The sequence below is a fragment of the Kribbella orskensis genome, from assembly GCF_004342085.1.
GTDB classification, from domain to species: Bacteria; Actinomycetota; Actinomycetes; order Propionibacteriales; family Kribbellaceae; genus Kribbella; species Kribbella orskensis.
On sequence record NZ_SLWM01000013.1, the window covers coordinates 81,662 to 100,422 of the forward strand.

18 protein-coding genes and 1 pseudogene are annotated in these 18,761 nt (G+C 69.1%); 5 read left to right on the top strand and 14 right to left on the bottom strand.

The genetic code is table 11. From position 1 onward, the window contains the following. From EV644_RS28745 to EV644_RS28770, 6 genes are read right to left on the bottom strand one after another with little or no spacing between them, the layout of a single operon-like run. Complete coding sequence (locus EV644_RS28745) at window positions 1-780, bottom strand: enoyl-CoA hydratase (protein ID WP_132192090.1); 780 nt, start codon at window positions 778-780, stop codon at window positions 1-3. After that, window positions 777-2,009, bottom strand: a complete 1,233-nt coding sequence (locus tag EV644_RS28750; RefSeq protein WP_241998935.1) for a CaiB/BaiF CoA transferase family protein — start codon at window positions 2,007-2,009, stop codon at window positions 777-779. Before EV644_RS28750 ends, EV644_RS28745 begins: the two co-directional genes overlap by 4 nt. Continuing rightward, window positions 2,002-3,339: an ABC transporter substrate-binding protein gene (locus EV644_RS28755; protein WP_132192092.1), complete on the bottom strand. Its 1,338-nt coding sequence runs from the start codon at window positions 3,337-3,339 to the stop codon at window positions 2,002-2,004. The genes EV644_RS28750 and EV644_RS28755 overlap by 8 nt, the downstream gene beginning before the upstream one ends. Before the next feature lie 13 nt (window positions 3,340-3,352). Next, window positions 3,353-4,234 carry a carbohydrate ABC transporter permease gene (locus EV644_RS28760; protein ID WP_132192093.1) on the bottom strand — a complete coding sequence of 294 codons (882 nt, stop codon included), beginning with the start codon at window positions 4,232-4,234 and terminating at the stop codon, window positions 3,353-3,355. After that, window positions 4,231-5,127, bottom strand: coding sequence for a carbohydrate ABC transporter permease (locus EV644_RS28765; protein WP_241998936.1), 897 nt, complete (start codon window positions 5,125-5,127; stop codon window positions 4,231-4,233). Before EV644_RS28765 ends, EV644_RS28760 begins: the two co-directional genes overlap by 4 nt. Next, window positions 5,124-5,984: an NAD(P)-dependent oxidoreductase gene (locus tag EV644_RS28770; protein WP_241998937.1), complete on the bottom strand. Its 861-nt coding sequence runs from the start codon at window positions 5,982-5,984 to the stop codon at window positions 5,124-5,126. Before EV644_RS28770 ends, EV644_RS28765 begins: the two co-directional genes overlap by 4 nt. 145 nt (window positions 5,985-6,129) lie before the next feature. Here EV644_RS28770 and EV644_RS28775 point away from each other — a divergent pair, with 145 nt between their 5' ends. Further along, window positions 6,130-6,825, top strand: coding sequence for a GntR family transcriptional regulator (locus tag EV644_RS28775; RefSeq protein WP_132192094.1), 696 nt, complete (start codon window positions 6,130-6,132; stop codon window positions 6,823-6,825). On the opposite strand, the gene EV644_RS28780 is transcribed toward EV644_RS28775, so the two are convergent. Further along, entirely contained in the window at window positions 6,786-7,928 is a 1,143-nt protein-coding gene (locus EV644_RS28780) for an aminotransferase class V-fold PLP-dependent enzyme (RefSeq protein ID WP_132192095.1), read from the bottom strand. The genes EV644_RS28775 and EV644_RS28780 overlap by 40 nt on opposite strands. A gap of 69 nt (window positions 7,929-7,997) precedes the next feature. Between EV644_RS28780 and EV644_RS28785 the strand changes: the two genes are divergently transcribed. Next, window positions 7,998-8,753: a glycerophosphodiester phosphodiesterase family protein gene (locus EV644_RS28785; protein ID WP_199240037.1), complete on the top strand. Its 756-nt coding sequence runs from the start codon at window positions 7,998-8,000 to the stop codon at window positions 8,751-8,753. A 7-nt stretch (window positions 8,754-8,760) separates the two neighbouring features. Here the strand turns inward: EV644_RS28785 and EV644_RS28790 are convergent, their stop codons facing one another. Beyond that, window positions 8,761-9,192: a MerR family transcriptional regulator gene (locus tag EV644_RS28790; protein ID WP_132192097.1), complete on the bottom strand. Its 432-nt coding sequence runs from the start codon at window positions 9,190-9,192 to the stop codon at window positions 8,761-8,763. Window positions 9,193-9,216: 24 nt separating this feature from the next. On the opposite strand from EV644_RS28790, the gene EV644_RS28795 reads away from it, so the two are divergent. Together EV644_RS28795 and EV644_RS28800 are read left to right on the top strand one after the other, a co-directional pair. Beyond that, entirely contained in the window at window positions 9,217-10,662 is a 1,446-nt protein-coding gene (locus EV644_RS28795) for a DHA2 family efflux MFS transporter permease subunit (RefSeq protein ID WP_132192098.1), read from the top strand. A gap of 53 nt (window positions 10,663-10,715) precedes the next feature. Further along, the gene (locus EV644_RS28800; RefSeq protein ID WP_132192099.1) at window positions 10,716-12,089 is read left to right on the top strand and encodes an MFS transporter; all 1,374 of its coding nucleotides are present in this window, start codon (window positions 10,716-10,718) and stop codon (window positions 12,087-12,089) included. Between the two features lie 716 nt (window positions 12,090-12,805). Here the strand turns inward: EV644_RS28800 and EV644_RS28805 are convergent. Genes EV644_RS28805 through EV644_RS28820 form a run of 4 tightly spaced genes read right to left on the bottom strand, consistent with a single transcriptional unit; the run spans window position 12,806 to window position 16,643 of the window. Next, window positions 12,806-13,393: a DUF5666 domain-containing protein gene (locus EV644_RS28805; protein ID WP_132192100.1), complete on the bottom strand. Its 588-nt coding sequence runs from the start codon at window positions 13,391-13,393 to the stop codon at window positions 12,806-12,808. 25 nt (window positions 13,394-13,418) lie between these two features. Beyond that, window positions 13,419-14,648, bottom strand: coding sequence for an ABC transporter permease (locus EV644_RS28810; protein ID WP_132192101.1), 1,230 nt, complete (start codon window positions 14,646-14,648; stop codon window positions 13,419-13,421). Further along, window positions 14,648-15,340, bottom strand: coding sequence for an ABC transporter ATP-binding protein (locus EV644_RS28815; protein ID WP_132192102.1), 693 nt, complete (start codon window positions 15,338-15,340; stop codon window positions 14,648-14,650). The genes EV644_RS28810 and EV644_RS28815 overlap by 1 nt, the downstream gene beginning before the upstream one ends. After that, window positions 15,330-16,643: an efflux RND transporter periplasmic adaptor subunit gene (locus EV644_RS28820; protein WP_158292950.1), complete on the bottom strand. Its 1,314-nt coding sequence runs from the start codon at window positions 16,641-16,643 to the stop codon at window positions 15,330-15,332. Before EV644_RS28820 ends, EV644_RS28815 begins: the two co-directional genes overlap by 11 nt. Window positions 16,644-16,924: 281 nt before the next feature. On the opposite strand from EV644_RS28820, the gene EV644_RS28825 reads away from it, so the two are divergent. Continuing rightward, window positions 16,925-17,308 carry an RNA polymerase-binding protein RbpA gene (locus tag EV644_RS28825; RefSeq protein WP_132192104.1) on the top strand — a complete coding sequence of 128 codons (384 nt, stop codon included), beginning with the start codon at window positions 16,925-16,927 and terminating at the stop codon, window positions 17,306-17,308. Window positions 17,309-17,383: 75 nt separating this feature from the next. On the opposite strand, the gene EV644_RS28830 is transcribed toward EV644_RS28825, so the two are convergent. Continuing rightward, window positions 17,384-17,917 carry an FxsA family protein gene (locus EV644_RS28830; RefSeq protein WP_132192105.1) on the bottom strand — a complete coding sequence of 178 codons (534 nt, stop codon included), beginning with the start codon at window positions 17,915-17,917 and terminating at the stop codon, window positions 17,384-17,386. A gap of 1 nt (window position 17,918) precedes the next feature. After that, window positions 17,919-18,718: pseudogene (locus EV644_RS28835) on the bottom strand (polyprenol monophosphomannose synthase). Between the last annotated feature and the right edge of the window lie 43 nt (window positions 18,719-18,761).

The following is an 18,761-nucleotide window of genomic DNA, read 5'->3' on the forward strand; positions in this document are numbered from 1 at the left end:
TCAGCGTCCTTCCCACTCGATGGTCCGGTGCTCCAGGAAGGCGGCGACACCTGATCTGAAGTCCTGGCTGGCGTAAACAGAGGCGAGCACGTCGTCCGCGTCGGCGTTCGGGCCGTCCCGGTCGATCCGTCGCTCGACCTCCTTCAACGCGGCCAGCGTCAGTGGGGCGTTCCTGCAGATCAGCCGCAGCAACTCGTCCACCTGCTGGTCCAGCGAGTCCCGTTCCATGATCTCCGCGACGAAACCGGCTGTCAGCGCTTCCGTTGCCGGTAGCAACCGTGCGGTCAGCAGCATCGCCATCGTCCGGCCCGCTCCGAGCCGCTGCCGGAGCCTCGCCACCACGGCCGGCGGCAACGTGTTGCCCAGCGTCCGAGCCACCGGTGCGCCGAAGACCGCATCGGGCGTGGCGACCACCAGATCGCAACAGGCGGCCAGGGCCAGCCCTGCTCCCACCGCTGGACCTTCCACGATCCCGACCACCGGTACGCGAATCTCCAGCAGGCTCGAGATCACCCGGCCGACCCGATGCTCGTACTCGACGCCTTGCTCGCCGGTCTCGAAGTCCGCGAACTGCCGGATGTCGGTGCCCGCGGCAAACGCCTCGCCGCCCGCGCCGCGTAACACGACGACCCGGATCCCGGGGTCCTCGGCCACGAGATCCCGCACCCGCAGCAGGCCGTCGTACACGGGCCAGGTGATCGCGTTGCGCCGCCCGGGGTTCGACAGCCACAGCCGCAGGATCGGGCCGTCGCGCTCGACCACCAGCTCGCCTGAGCTCATCGCGCCCGCTCTTCGGCCGCCGGCTCAGCCTGTTCTGCTGCCGCCGGCTCACCCTGCTCTTCTGCCGCGAGCTCACCCAGTACTTCGGCCGTGTGCTCGCCGAGCAGGGGCGGGTGTCGCCGGATGCCGGCGGGAGTGCCGCTCAGCCGCACGGGTGAGCCGAGGACGCGGACCTTGCCCTCCACCGGGTGGTCGATCTCCTGGACCATCCCGCGCGCCCGGACGTGCGGATCCTCGTCGAGCACCTGCCGGTAGTCGCGGATCGGCCCAGCCGGTACACCGGCCGCCAGCAACAGGGTGACCCATTCGTCGGTGGTCGCCGCGGCCAGCTTCTCCTCGAGGTCGGCCGCCAGTTCGTCGCGGTGTGCCATTCGGTCGGTATTGGTGAGGTAGCGCGGATCCTTCCTCAAGTGGGCGACCTCCAGGGCCGTGCACAGTCGTTGCCAGAGGCGCTCGTTGTTGGCGCCGAGGGTCAGGTACCCATCCTTCGTCCGTAACGCCTGGTAGGGCGCCGACATCCGGTTGGCCGAGCCCAGCGGCTGCGGCACCTGGCCGGTCGCCCAGTACTCGGTCGACTCCCAGACCGACATCGCCAGCGCGGACTCGAACAGCGACGTCTCCACGTGCTGCCCCCGCCCGTTGCGGGCCCGGGCGTGCACCGCCGAGACGATGCCGAACGCACAGAACATGCCCGCGCCGAGATCCCCGACCGGCAGTCCACACTTCACCGGTACTCCGTCCGGCGTGCCGGTGATGCTCATGACGCCCGACATCGCCTGCGCGATCAGGTCGTACCCGGGCCGGTCGGCGTACGGGCCGGTCTGGCCGAAGCCGGAGACGCTCGCGTAGATGAGGCGCGGGTTGAGCTCGGCGAGGGTCTCGTAGTCGACGTTGAGCCGCTTCGTCACACCGGGGCGGAAGTTCTCCACCACGACGTCGGCGGTCCGCACCAGCCGGTGGAAGTCCGCGAGGCCCTCGGGCGACTTGAGGTCGAGGCAGACGCTGCGCTTGTTCCGGTTCAGGGCGAGGAAGGCGCGGCTGTCCTCGCCGTGCACCGCGTAGCCCCAGGACCGGCGGGTCTGGTCACCGGACTGCGGGTTCTCGATCTTGATCACGTCCGCGCCCAGGTCGGCCAGCAGCATCGTGCAGAACGGTCCCGCCATCACCTGGGTCAGATCCAGCACCCGTAGTCCGTCCAGGGCGCCCTCGGTCGCAGTCACTTCAGCCACCGAGCCCCGCATTCGCCTCCGTGAAGAAGGAGTCGGCGGCCTGCTGCACCGTCTTCTTGCCGAACGCGATCTCCTCGTACGCCCGGGTGAAGGCCGACTCGAAGGTGGCCTGGTAGCCCGGCGGGTAGAGGATCGTCGGCGGCTTCTTCGCCACGATCTGCGCGTACAGCTCCAGCTCGTGCTTCTTCAGCGCCGGCAGCTCCGGGTCGTTGATCTGCGCGTCGAGCACCTTCGTGTTGGTGGCGGCGCCGTTGTCGGACTTGAACACCTTGCCGGCCTCGAGGTCGTTGGTGAAGAAGTCGATGAAGGCCGCCGCGGTCGGCACGTTGTCGCAGTTGGTCGGGATCGCGAAGCCTGAGGTGAACATCGCGTTGCCGGAGCCGCTCGGGCCGGACGGCATCGGCAGCGTGGTCAGCTTCTGGCCACCGGCCTTGCTCGCCAGCGTCGCGGAGGCGGGCGTCAGCGCATTGCCCGGCATGCTGTCGGTCATCAGCCGGCCCTGGGCGATGAAGTTCTGCTCGGCGCCCTCCGGCTCGTCGGCCTGGGTGTCGGCGCTCATCGTCACCCCGGACTTGCGCAGCGTCTCCCACATCTCCCAGTACTCGACGAGGGACTCCTTGGTGAAGCCGAGCTTGCCGTCGTCGGTGAACAGCTGCTTGCCGTTGGCCAGCTGGTAGGCGATGAAGTAGTTCGGCAGGCCGCCGCGCGCACCGGCCGCGAAGACCCCGGCGGGCAGCTTGCCCTTCGCCTTCGCGATCCACTCGGTGTACTGCTTCCAGTCGTAGCCCTCGGGCGGCACACCGATCCCGGCCTGCTGCGCGAGCGACTCGTTCACCCCGACCGCGTCGTACGCCGCGCCGTACGGGAGGAAGTAGAGCTTGCCGTCCGGGCCGCGGCCGGTGTCGACGACCTCCTTGGGGATGTCGTCCACCTTGATCGCGCCGGACTCGATCATCGGGTCCAGCGGGAGCAGCACCTTGCGCTTGGTGTAGTCGTTCAGCTGCCTGCCCTGCAGTTGCATCACGCACGGCAGCGTCTTGCTGGACGCCTGGATGTTGAGCTTGTTGAAGTAGTTGCCGAAGTCGGCGTTCTGCCGGTCGATGGTGACGCCGGGATGGGCCTTGACGAACATGTCCGTGACCGCGTTCGTCTTGGCGGCCCGGCTCGCGCCACCCCAGAAGGTGAGCTGCAGGCTGCCGGTGATGTCGCCCTTGCCGTCCTGGCCGCCGGTCGCGCTGTCACTGCCGGTGTCACCGACCGAGGTTCCGTTGCAGCCGGCCACTGCCAGCAGGGCCGCGCACGCCACGGCCGCGGTACCGAGTCTTCTCATCACAGTCTCCTAGTCACTTGAGTCCGGTGGTCGCGACGCCCTCGATCAGCAGCTTCTGGGCCCCCAGGAAGAAGCCGACGATCGGTGCCAGCGCGAGCGTCGACATGGCGAACAGCGAGCCGTAGGCCGACTCACCCGTCACGTCGAGGAACGAGTTCAGGCCGAGCGAGACGGTCCACAGCTCGGGCCGGTTCAGGTAGAGCAGCGGACCGAGGAAGTCGTTCCAGCTGTTGATGAAGGTGAACAGCGCGGTGGTCCCGAGGGCCGGGAGCGCCAGCGGCATGATGATCCGGAGGAACGTCTTCCAGTGCCCGCAGCCGTCGATCCGGGCCGCGTCGTCCAGCTCCCGCGGCAGCGTCCGGATGAACTGGACCATCAGGAAGATGAAGAACGCCTCGACGCCCAGCCACTTGGGCACCACCAGCGGCAGATAGGTGTTCATCCAGGCGAGCTCGTTGAACAGGATGTACTGCGGCACCAGCGTGACGTGGTACGGCAGCAGCATCGTAGCCAGCAGCAACCCGAAGAGCACCCGCTTGAAGGGGAACTCCAGCCGGGCGAAGGCGTAGGCGGTCAGCGAGCAGGAGAACAGGTTGCCCGCGATCGACAGCGCCGTGATCGCGATCGAGTTGAGGAAGTAGCGGGAGAAGTCCAGCTGGCCCGCGCTCCAGCCGTGCTTGTAGTTGTCCAGCGTGTAGTGCCGCGAGAACAACCCGAGGCTGTTCATCACCTCGGCCGACGGCCGGAACGACGCGGCCACCATCCAGACCACCGGGTACAGCATCACGATCAGCACGGTGATCAGCACCGCGTGCCGGACCAGCCCGAGGACCACGGGGTTGCGGGTGGCGCGCCGGCCGAACAGCGGGCGTGCCCCGATCGACACAGAAGTCATCGTTCGTCTCCGTAGTAGACCCAGCGCCGGGCGGTCAGGAAGAGGAACCCGGTGAACGCGGCGAGCACGATCACCAGCGCCCAGGCCATCGCGGAGGCGTAGCCCATCTTCAGCTCGGCGAATCCCTGCTGGTAGAGGTAGAGCGTGTAGAACAAGGTCGAGTCGGCCGGTCCGCCGGAACCGCGGCTGACCACGAACGCGCCGGTGAACGCCTGGAACGCGTGGATCGTGTCGAGCAGCAGGTTGAAGAAGATCAGCGGCGTCATCAGCGGCAGGGTGACGCTGAAGAACCGCCTGATCGGTCCGGCTCCGTCGACGGCGGCCGCCTCGTGCAGTTCCGCCGGGACCTGGCGCAGCCCCGCCAGGAAGATGATCATCGTGGCGCCGAACGCCCACAGGTTCAGCGTCACGATTGTCCACAACGCGGTGCCCGGATTGCCGACCCAGCTGCCGTGGGTGATCCCGAACAGGCTCAGCACCTGGTTCACCAGCCCGGTGCTGCCGAAGATCTGCCGCCAGAGCACGGCGATCGCGACGCTCGCGCCCATCAGCGACGGCAGGTAGAACAGCGCGCGATAGCCGGAGAGGAAGTTGATCCCCTTGTTCAGCAGCAGCGCCAGCGCCATCGAGACGATCAACAGCAGCGGCACCGACACCACGACGTACACGAGCGTCACCCGGACCGAGGACAGGTAGCGTGGGTCGGCGGTGAACATCCGCTCGAAGTTGTCCAAGCCGATCCACCGCGGCGGGCTCAGCAGGTCGTAACTGGTGAAAGCGAGATAGGCGGAGTACAGCATCGGGCCGATCGTCAGCAGCAAGATGCCGATCAACCAGGGGCTCAGGAAGAGATAAGCGGTCAGCCCCTCCCGCCCGGTCCGGGACGTCTTCACGATCCCGCCCCCTTCCGTGCGCGGTCCTCCACCCGATCGGCGAGGTACTGCGCGAGCAGGCCGGCGACCGGGAGCGGTACAGAGCGCTCTCTCGCCGCTGCCACCACGTCCCAGAGGTCCTTGCTCCACGGCCGGTCCCGCACCGGCGTACCGGCCTGGTCGTAGGCGGCGGCGACGTCATCGAAGAATCCCCAGTTGCGGGTGATCCACGACTCCCCCGTGCTGCTCGCGACCGCGTCGAGCACCACCTGCTCCGGTACGTCGTACGCGCCGGCCAGGTCGAGCGCCTCCTGCACCCCGGCCAGCGCGGAGAACATCATCAACTGGTTCGCGAGCTTCACCGCTGCCCCGGCACCGGCCGGTCCTGCATGGATCACGTCATCGGCCACTGAATCGAGCACCGGCCGGACGCGTTCCAGCAGTTCGGCGCGGCCACCGGCCATCACCGTCAGAGAGCCGGCGAGCGCTCTCTCGGCTCCCCCACTCACGGGTACGTCGAGGAACCCGAGTCCCCGGTCTTCCAGCAGCCCAGCCAGCCGTCTCGCCGTGCCGGGGAGGATCGTGCTGTGCGCCAGGACGACTGATCCCGGAGTCAGCCTCGAGAGCAACTCGTCCACGATCTGGGTGACGGCCTCGTCGTCCGGAACGGCGAGAGCGATCACCGTGCAGTCGGCCAGATCTGCCGATCCCCCGACCGTCAGGGCGTCCAGGCCGGCGGCCCGCGCAGGATCGCGGTCGTACACCGACAAGTTCCAGCCGTCGCGTGCGAGGGCCTGGCTCATCGGCTTGCCGAGATTGCCCAGACCGACGAAGCCGAGCCGGTCCGAGCGGGTGACAACTGTGGGGATCTGGGCCACGGAACGCCTCCAGTTCACTTGACCGGGATGTCTATGAACTATTGTCTACAATAGATAGTCGACGCTGACAAGATCGGCGACCACAATGGAACCGTGGACCCGCTACCTTGCGGGGTCGGGATGGGTGACTAGGAGTCGGGTGGGTATGGGCGAGCCGCAGCAGGGTGCACTGGAGTCGCTGAGCCTGGTTCAGCTCGCGGCCAACGCGATCCGCCGGATGATCCTGGCGGGCGAGCTGGCCGAGGGTGAACGGCTGATCGAGGAACGGCTGACCGAGCAGCTCGGGATCAGCCGTCCCCCACTGCGGGAGGCACTCCGGGTGCTGGAGCAGGAAGGGCTGATCGTGACCCGGCCGCGCCGCGGGTCCATGGTGGCCACCCTGACCGACCAGGACGTCTTCGAGATCCTGACGCTGCGGTCAGCGCTGGAGCGGCTGGCGATCGAGCTCGGGGTGCCGGTGCAGGTCCCGGAGCGGCTGAAGGTCGCCCAGGAGGCCTTGCTCGAGATGGAGCGCTGTGCCGCGGCGCAGGATCGCGGCAGCCTGGTGCAGGCCGGCTACCGGTTCCACTCGTCCCTAGTCGCGCTCGCCGGACACCGCCGGCTTGAGGAGGCCTACGCGTCCGTGCAACAGCAACTCCTGCTCTGTATGGCGCGCAACCTCTACGCCCGCGAGCACTACCACGAGGGACTCCCCGAGCACGTCGCCCGGCACCGGTATCTCCTGGAGCTGGTCGAGGCCGGCGACCCGGCCGCCGTACTGGCCGAGCTGGCGGTGCACGGAGAGCGGTCCTTCAGCGAGCTTCAGAGCAACGTCGGCAAGCGCTCGGCGAGCAGCTCGTAGTCCTTCGGGCCGTTGTAGGCGTGCGCTGACAGCCGGGTGAACACCCGGCCGTCGAACGCGGTCAGCGTGATCTCGGCCTTCAGGTCGCGGGACACCCGGATCTTGAAGGCCTCCCCCGCCTCCGGGCTCGGCACGCCGTCGAAGGGCAGCTCCACCAGCCGCATCGTCGCGGCCGGGTGGGCGACCTCCGCCACGCTCGTGCCGAGGGCCTTCGCGACGATCTTCGCGCCCTCGTCGATCACTCCGGACAGGTGCATCCGGCGCCGGGGCCAGTCCAGCTCCTCGAGCACGCGCAGCGACTCGGGCGCCGCGATCCACGGGGCATAGTCGAACGTGCCCTGCATGTCGAAGCGCTCGGGCAGGCGCTCGTCGTACTCGGACCAGGAGACGATCAGCGGGAGGGTCTCCGTCCGCCACTTCTCCGCGACCACCAGACCGGCGGTAGCGCGGGGCGAGGCCGGCCACTTGTGGAAGTTGCCGGTCCAGAAGTCCGCGCCATCCTCGGCCGGCGCGTCGATCAGGGCGGGCGCGTGGGCGCCGTCCACGATCGTCGGCACATCGAGGGTCTTGCAGAGCTCGACCAACTGCCGGATCGGGAACACCATCGCCGTCGCCGAGCTGATCTGGTCGACGATCAGAGCCGCCGTCCGGTCGTCCAGGGCGGCGCCGATCATCGCGACCACCGTGGCGTCGTCGGCCTCCAGCGGTACGTTGACCACGGCCACCTCGGCCTGGTTCGCCCGGGCGAACCTCTCGGCGGCGTACAGCACCGCGCCGTACGCGTGGTTGGTCAGCACGATCCGGCTGCCGGGGTGGATCGGCAGGGCGGCCAGCGCGGCGGTGACCCCGGCGCTCGCGTTCGGCACCAGTGCGAAGCCCGCCGGGTCCGTCCGCAGGAAGGCGGCCAGCTCCAGCCGGCTGGCGGTCAGCCGGTCCCCGACCGAGCGGAACCAGCGCATCGGGTTGGCCTCGGTCTCGGCGCGCAGTGCGGCCATAACCTCCAGCGTGCGGCGCGGAACCGCGCCGTACGAGCCATGGTTCAGGTGCAGGACGCCGGGATCGAGGGACCACAGGTCGGGGCGGGGTGCGCTGAAGGCGGTCACCCTCACAACGGTACTGAATAGCCCGGCGCCGCGAGCCGGACGTCCCCCTGGTCGGACATACTTCGGCGTGTGTATCCCTACCTCGACCACGACGGGCCGATCGCGATGGCCCACCGCGGCGGCGCGTTGCACCCGGACAACATCGGCTTCGAGAACTCGATGCACGCCTTCGAGCAGGCGGTCGGCCTCGGCTACCGGTACCTCGAGACCGACCTGCACGCCACCAGCGACGGTGTCGTCGTGGCCTTCCACGACCACCGGCTGGACCGGGTCACCGACCGGACCGGGGAGGTCTCGCAGCTGCCCTGGTCGGAGGTGCGCAAGGCGAGGATCAACGGGCACGAGCCGATCCCGCTGCTCAGCGAGGTCCTCGAGCGGTTCCCCGAAGCCCGGCTCAACCTGGACATCAAGGCCGACAACGGCGTGCTTCCGACCGCGAAAGTGCTGCGAGACCTGAACGCGATCGACCGGGTCTGCGTGTCGTCGTTCTCGCAGGCCCGGGTCCGGCAGATCCGCCGGGAGGTCGGCGAACGGCTGGCCACCGGGTTCGGCCACCAGGAGATCGCCCGGCTGCGGTTCGCGCCGCTCCGCCTCTCCTCCCCCGGCGCCTGCCTGCAGATCCCCGAGTACTTCGGACGCCTGCGGGTGCTCACCCCGGGGCTGCTCCGCCGGGCTCATGCCCTGGGCAAGCAGGTGCACGTGTGGACGGTCGACGACCCCGCCCGGATGCACCGCCTGCTCGACGCCGGTGTGGACGGGCTGATCACGGACCGGACGGACCTGCTCCGCGCCGTCCTGATCGACCGCGGCCAATGGAAGAGCTAGCCATCCCTCAACCGGTGTCGGCCTGGCGGTTCGGGGCCCACAGGCGGTCGGCGTCGCCGGCTTCGAGGCGGCCTCGGTAGACGTCGATCTTGTGGTCGATGAGCTCGAGGTTCTCCTCCAGCTCGGCGATCCGGGCTCTCACGTCGGCGCGATGGGCTTCCATCAGAGCCAGCCGCTTGTCCTCGTTGCCGTGCCCGGCGGCCACGAGTTCGGCGTACCGGCGGATGGTCTTGATGGGCATGCCGGTGGCCCGCAGTCTCGTGCAGACGGTGATCCACTCGAGGTCGAGCTGGTGGTAGCGCCGGCTGCCTCCGGCGGTGCGGTCGACCGGTGTGACGACCAGGCCGGCGCGTTCGTAGTAGCGCAAGGTGTGCGCGGTGACTCCGGTGCGGCGAGCTGCCTCGGCGATGCTCAGCCCCGCCTGGTTGACTTCGAGCATGCTCTAAATCCTAGCGTCGCGAGCATGAGCACTTCCCTCCTTGCCACCCACCCGCCCGACCTCGGCCGACGCCGCCGCCTTCTCGTGCTGGCGATCTGCTGCGCCAGCATCGTCGTCGTGGTGATGGACATATCCATCGTCAACGTCGCGTTGCCGGCCATCCGCCGAGACCTGCACGCCTCTGTGTCCGGCCTGCAGTGGACGGTCGACGCGTACACCCTGGTCCTGGCCGGCTTCCTGCTGCTGGCCGGGTCCACCGCCGACCGGGTCGGCCGCTGCCGGATCTTCCAGTTCGGCCTTGCCACCTTCGGGCTCGGCTCGCTGCTGTGCAGTCTGGCGCCGAGCATCGGCTGGTTGATCGGGGCGCGCGCTGTCCAAGCCGTCGGCGGCACGATGCTCAACCCGGTCGCGATGGCGATCGTTGCCAGCACGTTCCCTGACCGGGCCGAACGGGCCAGAGCCATCGGGGTGTTCGGTGCGATGTCCGGGCTTGCGCTGGGGCTGGGTCCGATCCTCGGCGGCGCTTTGGTCGACGGCTTCGGCTGGCGCTCCATCTTCTGGGTCAACGTGCCGATCGTGGTCGCCGCGATCGTCTGCACCAGGCTGTTCGTGCCCGAGTCCCGCGCCGCCCGGGCACGCCGGTTCGATCCGGTGGGCCAGACTCTGGTCATCCTCGTGCTCGGCAGTCTCGTCTACGCGATCATCGAGTCCAGGAAGCTGGGCTGGACCTCTCCGGTCATCCTCGTCTTGTTGGCCATCGCGGTGCTCGGCGTGGGCGGAGTCCTCGCCTACGAACCGCGCCGTACGGACCCGCTGCTCGAGCTGCGCCTCTTCCGCAGCGTGCCGTTCAGCTCGGCGATCCTGATGGCGCTCTTCGCCTTGTGCGGGTTCAGTGCCTTCCTGTTCGTCACCACCCAGTACCTGCAGGACGTGCGCGGTCTCTCGGCGCTTACGGCCGGCCTGTGCCTGCTTCCGGTCGGAGTCCTGATCATCGTGCTCTCCCCGCTCACCGGTCGGATGGTCGGCTCGCGAGGTCCCAGGCTGCCGCTAGTGGTTGCCGGTACCGCGCTGGCGCTCGCCGGCGGCACGTCGCTGTGGCTCGAACCGGACACGCCTCTGCCGGCGGTGCTCGCGATCTACCTGCTGGTCGGCATCGCGCTCGGCACGGTCAACCCGCCGATCACCAACACGGCGATCTCCGGTATGCCGACGTCGATGGCCGGTGTGGCGGCCTCGCTGGCCTCGGTCGGCCGGCAGACCGGTACCACGCTCGGCGTCGCGATCTCCGGCGCGATCCTGGCACCGGCCGCAGCCGGCGGTGGGATGGCGTTCACCCACGCGGAGCACAGCGTGTGGTGGCTGGTGGCCGGCCTCGGCATCGGCGTACTCGTGCTGGGGTTGCTCAGCACCGGGCGCCGGGCCGCGGACACCGCCGCCCGTGCTGCGACATTGTTCAGAGGCGCGGACTGAAGTGTTATCGAAGAAGACACCGAGTCCGCCTCTCACCTGGGACACTCCTCCGCATGGGATTCCTCTCGGCGCCTGCCACCGTCGACAAGCGTGAGTACTGGGGCTTCAGCCTCTACGACTGGGCGAACTCCGGTTACGTCACCACCGTCGGCACGGTGCTCTTCGCGCCGTACCTCACCTCGGTCGCCGAGACCGCCGCCTGCGGCCGGGTCGGTACGACGGAAGACCCGTGCCACACCAACCTCCAGGTGCTCGGGCTCGGCATCTCTCCCGGCTCGCTCGCGTTCTACGTCGTCACGGTGGCGACGCTGATCTCTGCGCTGTTCCTGCCGGTCGTCGGCGCGATCGCGGACCGGTCGCCGCGCAAGAAGCTGCTGATGTGCGGCTTCGCCTGGGTCGGGGCGCTCGCCGCCTGCAGCATGGTGTTCGTCACCGACGGCCGGTGGGCGCTCGGCGCGCTGCTGCTGTTCATCGGCAACCTGTGTCTGGGGTCGTCCCTGGTCGTGTACGACTCGATCCTGATCGACATCGCCGGACCGGACGACCGCGACGACGTCTCCTCCCGAGCCTGGGCCTTCGGCTACCTGGGCGGCTTCATCCTGCTGGCGATCAACCTGGGCGTGGTCACCGCGCACGACGCGCTCGGCATGAGCCAGGCCACCGCGGTCCGGCTGAGCCTGCTCAGCGCCGGACTGTGGTGGGGCCTGTTCACGTTCATCCCGTACCTGCGGCTGCGCGACCGGCCGCCCGCGAGCGTCGTACCGGTCGGTGGCGGAAGCCTGATCAGGCAGAGCTTCGGGCAGCTGTTCGCGACCCTGCGGCACATCCGGACCTACCCGATGACGTTGCTGTTCCTGGTCGCGTACCTGTTCTTCAACGACGGGATCCAGACCGTCATCTCGGTCTCCTCGACCTACGGCGAGAAGCAGCTCGGGTTCGAGACCCAGGTGCTGATCATGACGATCCTGCTGGTCCAGTTCATCGCGTTCTTCGGCGCGCTCGCGTTCGGCCGGTTCGCCCGGCGGTTCGGCAGCCAGCGCACGATCATGGGCGGCCTGGTGATCTGGATAGTGATCGTGATCGCCGGGTTCCTGCTGCCGGCCGGGCAGATCGTGCCGTTCCTCGCGATGGGCGCGGCGATCGGCATCGTGCTCGGCGGCACCCAGGCGCTGTCCCGGTCCGCGTTCAGCCAGCTGATCCCGAAGGGCCGCGAGGCGGAGTACTTCAGCCTGTACCAGGCCGGCGAACGGGGCACCTCCTGGCTCGGCACCCTCGTCTTCGGCCTGGTCCACCAGATCACTGGCTCCTACCGCCCGGCGATCGTTGCCCTCGGCCTCTTCTTCGTCATCGGCCTGGTCCTGCTGTCTCGGGTGGACATGCGCCGAGGAATCCGCGAAGCCGGCAACATCCAACCCACCCTCGTCTAACCCACCCACTCCACCCCGAACACCGCTCCGAGCCGCGGTCACCGCCCCCACCCCCGCGAGTCACGCCGGGCTAAACCACCGCATCCACGCGCCACCGCGGTCAACCCGCGCCGCCGCCGACGCGCAACCGTGGGGCCTGCTACCGCCACCGCCTCCACCCGCACGCCGCCGCCGGGCCTACGCCGCCTCCTCCACCCGCCACTGCGTCAGACCCACGCCAGCAGCGCCGCCCGTAGCCGGCGCCCCGCACCTTTAAGGGGTTAACTCTTCGGTTGTGGGTTCGCCCACCTGCGGTCCAGGGGGGTAACCCCAACCGGAGGGGTTGACCCCCGAAAGGCGTGGAGGTGGTGGTGGGTCAGCGGGGTGGGCGCGCGCAGGTAGCGGGGGCACAGGGACCGGGCTGGGACGTGGTGGAGCGACGCCACTCCGAGTAGCCGAGGCGCACGCACCCGCGCCGCATGAGGGGTTAACCCTTCGGTTGTGGGTTCGCCCACCTGCAGTCCAGGGGGGTAACCCCAACCGGCGGGGTTAACCCTCATGCGGCGCGGGTGGTCGGCAGGTGGGCGTGGCGGTGTGGTGCCGTTGGCCCGGGGGCTAGGTGGGTAGGCGGGTGACGTGGGCGGCTGGGGTCGCGGGCGGTTGGGGTTGAGGGTGGTTGGGGTTGAGGGTGGTTGGGGTTGAGGGTGGTTGGGGTTGAGGGTGGTTGGGGTTGAGGGTCAGCGGGTGGATGGGGTGGTGCTGGGGTTGCGGTTGAAGCCGGCGGTGGGGAGGTTGCCCTGGCGGACGGTGCGGGCGGTCAGGGAGCCGTCGGTGGTCTCGCCGCTGACGATCACCTGCTGGCCTGTTTTCAGGTCGGCGGCGGTGCCCTTGTCGGTGATCTCGATCGACGTGTCGCCAGTGAGCTTCACTGTGACGTCGCCGTTCTGGGTCTTCACGACGAGCTGCGACTGGTTCGCCGAGACGACCGTGCCGATCGCGGCACTCCCCTGCCCGCCGCCCGGCTGCCCCTGGCCCTGACCTTGACCTTGACCCTGTCCCTGGCCGCGGAAGCCGCCGTACCCACCGGCGCCGCGTCCCGCCTGCGGGGTGGTCGTCGTACTGTCCGAGGCGAAGGCCGCGTGCAGCCCGGCTCCTCCGGCCAGGCCGACCGCCAGCACGACGATGCCGGCCAATACGGCGGTTGCCGCGGGCAAGTTCACGGTCTTCTTCGGCTTCAGGGCCGTGTCCAGCTCTTGGTCGTTGCCGAGCTGGGCGAACTCGTCGGGCGTCTGCCGGTCGGCGTTCTCGTGGTGCGGCGTGGTCATGCCTGGTACCTCTCTGGGAAGGGTCCTACTCGTGGCGGAGCGCGTCGATCGGACGGAGTCCGGCGGCGCGGTGGGCGGGCATGCTGCCGAAGAACAGCCCGACCGCGGCGGAGACGCCGAAGGCCAGCGCGATCGACGACGGGACGAGGACGGGCTGGACGCCGGCCAGCTGGAACCGGCTGACGATCAGGGCCGCGGCGACCCCGACCGCGCCGCCGAGCAGGCTCAGCAGGCTCGCCTCGATCAGGAACTGGCCGAGGATCGCGCGGCGGCGGGCCCCGAGGGCCTTGCGGATGCCGATCTCCCGGGTCCGCTCGGTGACGGTGACCAGCATGATGTTGGTGACGCCGATGCCGCCGACGATCAGGCTGATCGCGGCCACCGTGGCCAGCAGCGCGGTGAAGGTCGCGGCGGTGTCCTGGCTGGTCTGCAGGATCTGCGCGGAGTTCGTGATCCGGTACGGCGAGGTCTGGGTGGCTGGCACCTGGTGCCTGGCGGCGAGGAGTTGCGTCACCTCGGCCTGGGCGGTGTCCACCTGGTCCTTGTCGGCCGCCTGCACCACGATCTGGTTCAGCGCGCCGTACCCGGCCTGCGTCGCCCGGAGCGTGCTGATCGGCACGATCGCGGTCGCGTTCGGATCGGTGAACCCGGTGCTGTCCTTGCTCGCGAGCACCCCCAGTACTGCGAAGTCGACCGCGCCGAGCTTGATCGTCTGGCCGACCGCGCTCGCCGGACGCCCGAACAGCTCGGTGGCCGCCGTCTGCCCGAGCAGAACCACTCGCTGCGAGGTGTCCACGTCCTGCTGCGTGAACGAGCGCCCGGTGCCGACCGGCGTGTTCGTTGCCGGCATGTACTCCGGTGTCGTCCCGATCACCTGGTTGATGGTGTAGCTGGTGTCACCGTTGGTCGCAGTACCGGAGCTCGTCATCACCGGCGCGACCGCGGCGACGTCGGGCGCTAGGCGGTCGTCGGCCAGGGCGGAGGCATCGGCCATCGTCAGGCTGTACTGCTGCGCCGACGGGCCTGCCTGGCCGCGGGCGAAGCCGCCACCGCCGCCGGTGGTCGAGACCGTCAGCAGGTTGGTGCCCATCGCCTCCAACCTGTCCTGCACGGCCTTGCCCGAGCCGTTGCCGACAGCAACCAGCACGATGACTGCGCCAACACCGATGGCGACACCGAGCACAGTGAGCAATGAGCGCAGCTTGTTGGCGCCGAGACCGCGCAAGGCAGCCCCGAACAGGTCGCGGGGTGACATCAGCCGGTCACCTCGTCGGCGACGATCCGGCCGTCGGAGACCCGGATCAGCCGGCGGGCGCGCCGGGCCACCTCGGTCTCGTGCGTGATCACCACGACGGTGCGGCCCTCGGCGTTCAACTCGTCGAACATGCCGAGCACCTCGTCGGTCGAGTGCGCGTCCAGGTTGCCGGTCGGTTCGTCCGCGAGCAGGATCCGGGGACCGGTGGCGAGCGCGCGGGCGATCGCCACTCGCTGCTGCTGACCGCCCGACAACTGGTTCGGCCGATGGTCCGCTCGATCTGCCAGCCCGACCAGCTCGAGCGCGCGACGAGCCCGCTTGCGTCGGTCCGACCGGCGCAGGTGCGCGTAGGTGAGCGGCAGTTCGACGTTGGCCAGGGCACTGGTCCGCGGGATCAGGTTGAACGACTGGAAGATGAAGCCGATCTTGCGGCCGCGGACGAGCGCCTGCTGGTCCTCCGTCAGCCGGGCCACGTCGGTGCCGTCCAGCCAGTACTCGCCCCGGCTCGGCACGTCGAGACAGCCGAGGATGTTCATCAGGGTCGACTTGCCGGAGCCGGACGACCCCATCACCGCGACGTACTCGCCGGCGTCCACCCGCAGGGACACCCCGCGGAGGGCGTGCACCGCGGTCTCCCCCGCGCCGTACGTCTTGGTGACGTCCCGGATCTCGATCAGGGCGTCAGCGGCCACGGTTGGCCCCCGCGCCCGTCCCCGCACCGGTGCCGGCTCCCGGGAACTGGCCGGGCTGGAACTGCCCCGCCCTCCCCTGGCCCGTGCCCGCTCCCGTTCCACCTGCGGCCCCGATGACGCCTTGGAGCAGTTCGATCCGGTCGCCTTCGTTCAGTCCCGAAGTGATCTGGGTGAAGCTGTCGCCCCGTACTCCGATCTGGACCTCGCGGGTGCCGCCGCCGTCGGCCATCGTCACGGTGTGGGTGGTCCCACTCGTCACGATCGCGGTGCTCGGCACGTAGAGCGCGTTCGCCGCCTTCGCCGTCTGTACTGCGACGTTGGCGGTCTGCCCGATCCGTGCGCTCGCGGGGACCTTGGCGAGGGTGAAGGTCGCCGAGTAGGAGACCACGCCGTTCGTGGTGGTCGGAGTCGGCGACACCGACGTGAGGGTCGCGGTGAGGTTGGTGCCGGGCTCGGCGTTGAGGGTGACGGTCGCTGTCTGCTTTGCCTTGATCTTGACCGCGTCGGCTTCGGGGAACGCCGCGACCACCTGCAGGGTCTTGAGGTTGGCGATGTCGACGAAGCCGCTGCTGGAGGCGGTGCTCGTCGAGCCGCTCGAGCCGCTCGAGCCGCCGCCCGCAGTACTGGTGCCTTGGCCGGTCGAGCCGGACGTCGTGCCCGTGCTGCTGGAACCGCTGCCGGCGACGGAACCGACCGAGCCGTTGATCGCGGTGATCGTCCCCGCGATGGGCGCCTTCAAAGTAGTCGCCTCGACGTCGGCCTGGGCGGCCTCGAGGTTCTGGTCGGCTTGCTCCTTGTCGGCCTTCGCCCGGGCGAGGCTCGCCTTCGCGTTCGTCACCGCGACCTCGGGGCTCTGGCCCTGGCTCTGCGTCTGGGTCTGAGTCTGTTGGCCGGTGGTTGGCGTCGGGCTGGCCGCAGCAGCCTCGGCCTCGTCAGCCGCCTCCTCCGCGTCGTCGAGCGTCTCCACGGCGGCCGTGACCGAGTTCGCCGCCGCAATTTGATTCTGCTCGGCGATCCGTACTTCGCGTTCCGCCGCGGCCGGGTCGATTCTCGCGATCGCGGCTCCCTTGGCGACGACCTGGCCCACCTTCACCAGCACGGCCGTCACCGTGCCGGAGGTCGCGAACTGCGGGGACGCGTTCTGCGAACTCTGCAGCGTGCCGCTCGAACTGACGCTCGCGGTCACCTGCCCACGAGCCACCGCGACGGTCGGGCGCGTCGTACCGGCGGCCTGCGAGTCGCTGCGGAAGAAAAGGAGGTAGGCGGTCGTTGCAATAGCCAGTACGACGGCTACCAGGGCCACATTGAGCAAGCTGAGACCACGGAGTCTGTGGCGTGGGAGGACCATGAGCGCAGACGTTAGGGACCTTTGCTGAGGAATGGGTCCCGGCTTCCTGGCAACTGGCTGTGAAGTCGGGCTACCGCTTTCGCTGTGGTTTGCGACACACAGTGATTTGTGAACACTTGATGACAGTGGGTGACGACGGTGCTGTCAGGTGCGTACCTTGAGCTCGGGCATGCCAAAATGGGAATGATCCGGGTCGGCCGACCGTTGGCACGGATGACGAATCTCGGAGGTTTGACATGTCTAATCGCGTTCTGCGTGGTTCGGGGCTGGGTGGGGTCAGCTTCGAGGATGACCGCGGCGTGGAGTTCGCGCCGCGCCAGATGATCACTTACGACTGCCCGCGCGGCCATGTGGTCGAGGTCACCATGGCGCACGACGCCGAGGTGCCCGCGGTCTGGGAATGCCCTCACTGCGGCAGCGAGGCCGCCCGTTCGACCGGTGAGAAGCCGGAGCCGAAGCAGGAGAAGCCGGCTCGCACGCACTGGGACATGCTGCGTGAGCGTCGCAGCATCTCAGAGCTGGAGGAGCTGCTCGCGGAGCGGGTCCAGTTGCTGAGGTCCGGTGAGATCGGACCGGCGCACCTGCACCGCACCCGCTCCACCGGCAAGCGAAGCGCCTGATCAAGACCCCGAACGGGCCGTCACCGCACCAGCGGTGACGGCCCGTTCAACATGTCCGGGTAGTCGCGGCCGGCTCTACGGCTTGGGCTGGTCTTTGGGCTGGTCCTTGGGGTGGTCGTCGGGCTCGATGACCTCGCCCTGGATGATGTCGTCGTTGGTCCGGCGGGCGTTCTCCGCCTGCTCGGCCGTCGGCGGACGATACGTGCCCGGCATGAAGCCGGTGATCGGGTTGCCGCCGAGCTGGCTGACGATCCGCCGGCCGAGGAACGCGGACAGAACCTTGCGGGCCAGTGGCCGGGTGAACGGCAGCACGAAGAAGAACCCGAAGATGTCCGTGACGAACCCGGGCGTCAGCAGCAGCGTGCCGCCCACCAGGATCAGCGCCGCGTCGGCGAGCTCCTTGCCCGGCATCCGGCCGGTCTGCGTCGACGTACGGAGCTCGTTCCAGGCCCGCCGGCCCTCGCGCTTGATCAGCCAGGCGCCGAGGGCGCTCTCGATCAGCAGCAAGCCGACCGTCGGCCAGCCGCCGATCACCTGACCGATCTGGATGATCACGTAGATCTCGACGATCGGGACGACCAGCAGTAGGACCGCGACGAACCAGGGCATCTCAGCCTCCCTTGTTGGCAGCAGTCTTACCGGTGAACAGGCCACGGACCTGCCCGGCCCGGTACGCGAGTCCCCAGCGGCCGACCCGCGCCATCGCCTCGATCACGATCGACTGCGACATCTTCGACTGACCGCGCTCCCGCTCGACGAACGTGATCGGTACTTCGACCACCTTGAAGCCGGCCTTGATCGCCCGCCAGGCGAGATCGACCTGGAAGCAGTACCCGGCCGAGGCGACCTCGTCCAGCCCAATGCCTTCCAGGGTCGCGCGCCGGAACGCGCGGTACCCGCCCGTGGCGTCCTGCAGGGGGATGCCCAGCGCGAGGCGGGTGTAGATGTTGCCACCGCGGCTGAGGATCTCCCGTGACCGCGGCCAGTTCTGCACCTCGCCGCCCTTGACGTAACGCGAGCCCAGCACCAGGTCGGCATCGCGGAGCGCGTCCAGCAGCCGGGGTAGTTGCTCGGGCTGGTGCGAGCCGTCGGCGTCGTGCTCCACGAGCACGCCGTACCCGTTGTCGAGGCCCCAGCGGAAGCCGGCGATGTAGGCGGCGCCCAGGCCCTCCTTGCCGAGCCGGTGCAGCACCTGCACGTTGTCGTCGCTCGCGGCCAGCTTGTCGGCCAGGTCGCCGTGCCGTCGGGCGAGTTGTCGTCCGCGATCAGCACATGCGCCTCGGGCACCGCGTCGCGGACCCGCGCCACGATCGGCTTGATGTTCTCGGCCTCGTTGTACGTCGGGATGATGACCAGGATCCGGCCGAGCTCGCCGAAGCCCTGCTCGGCGGATCCGTCGGGCGTACTCACGTTGCTGGCTCTCCTAGCTCCGGCGTCCAAAGTGGCACCGGGG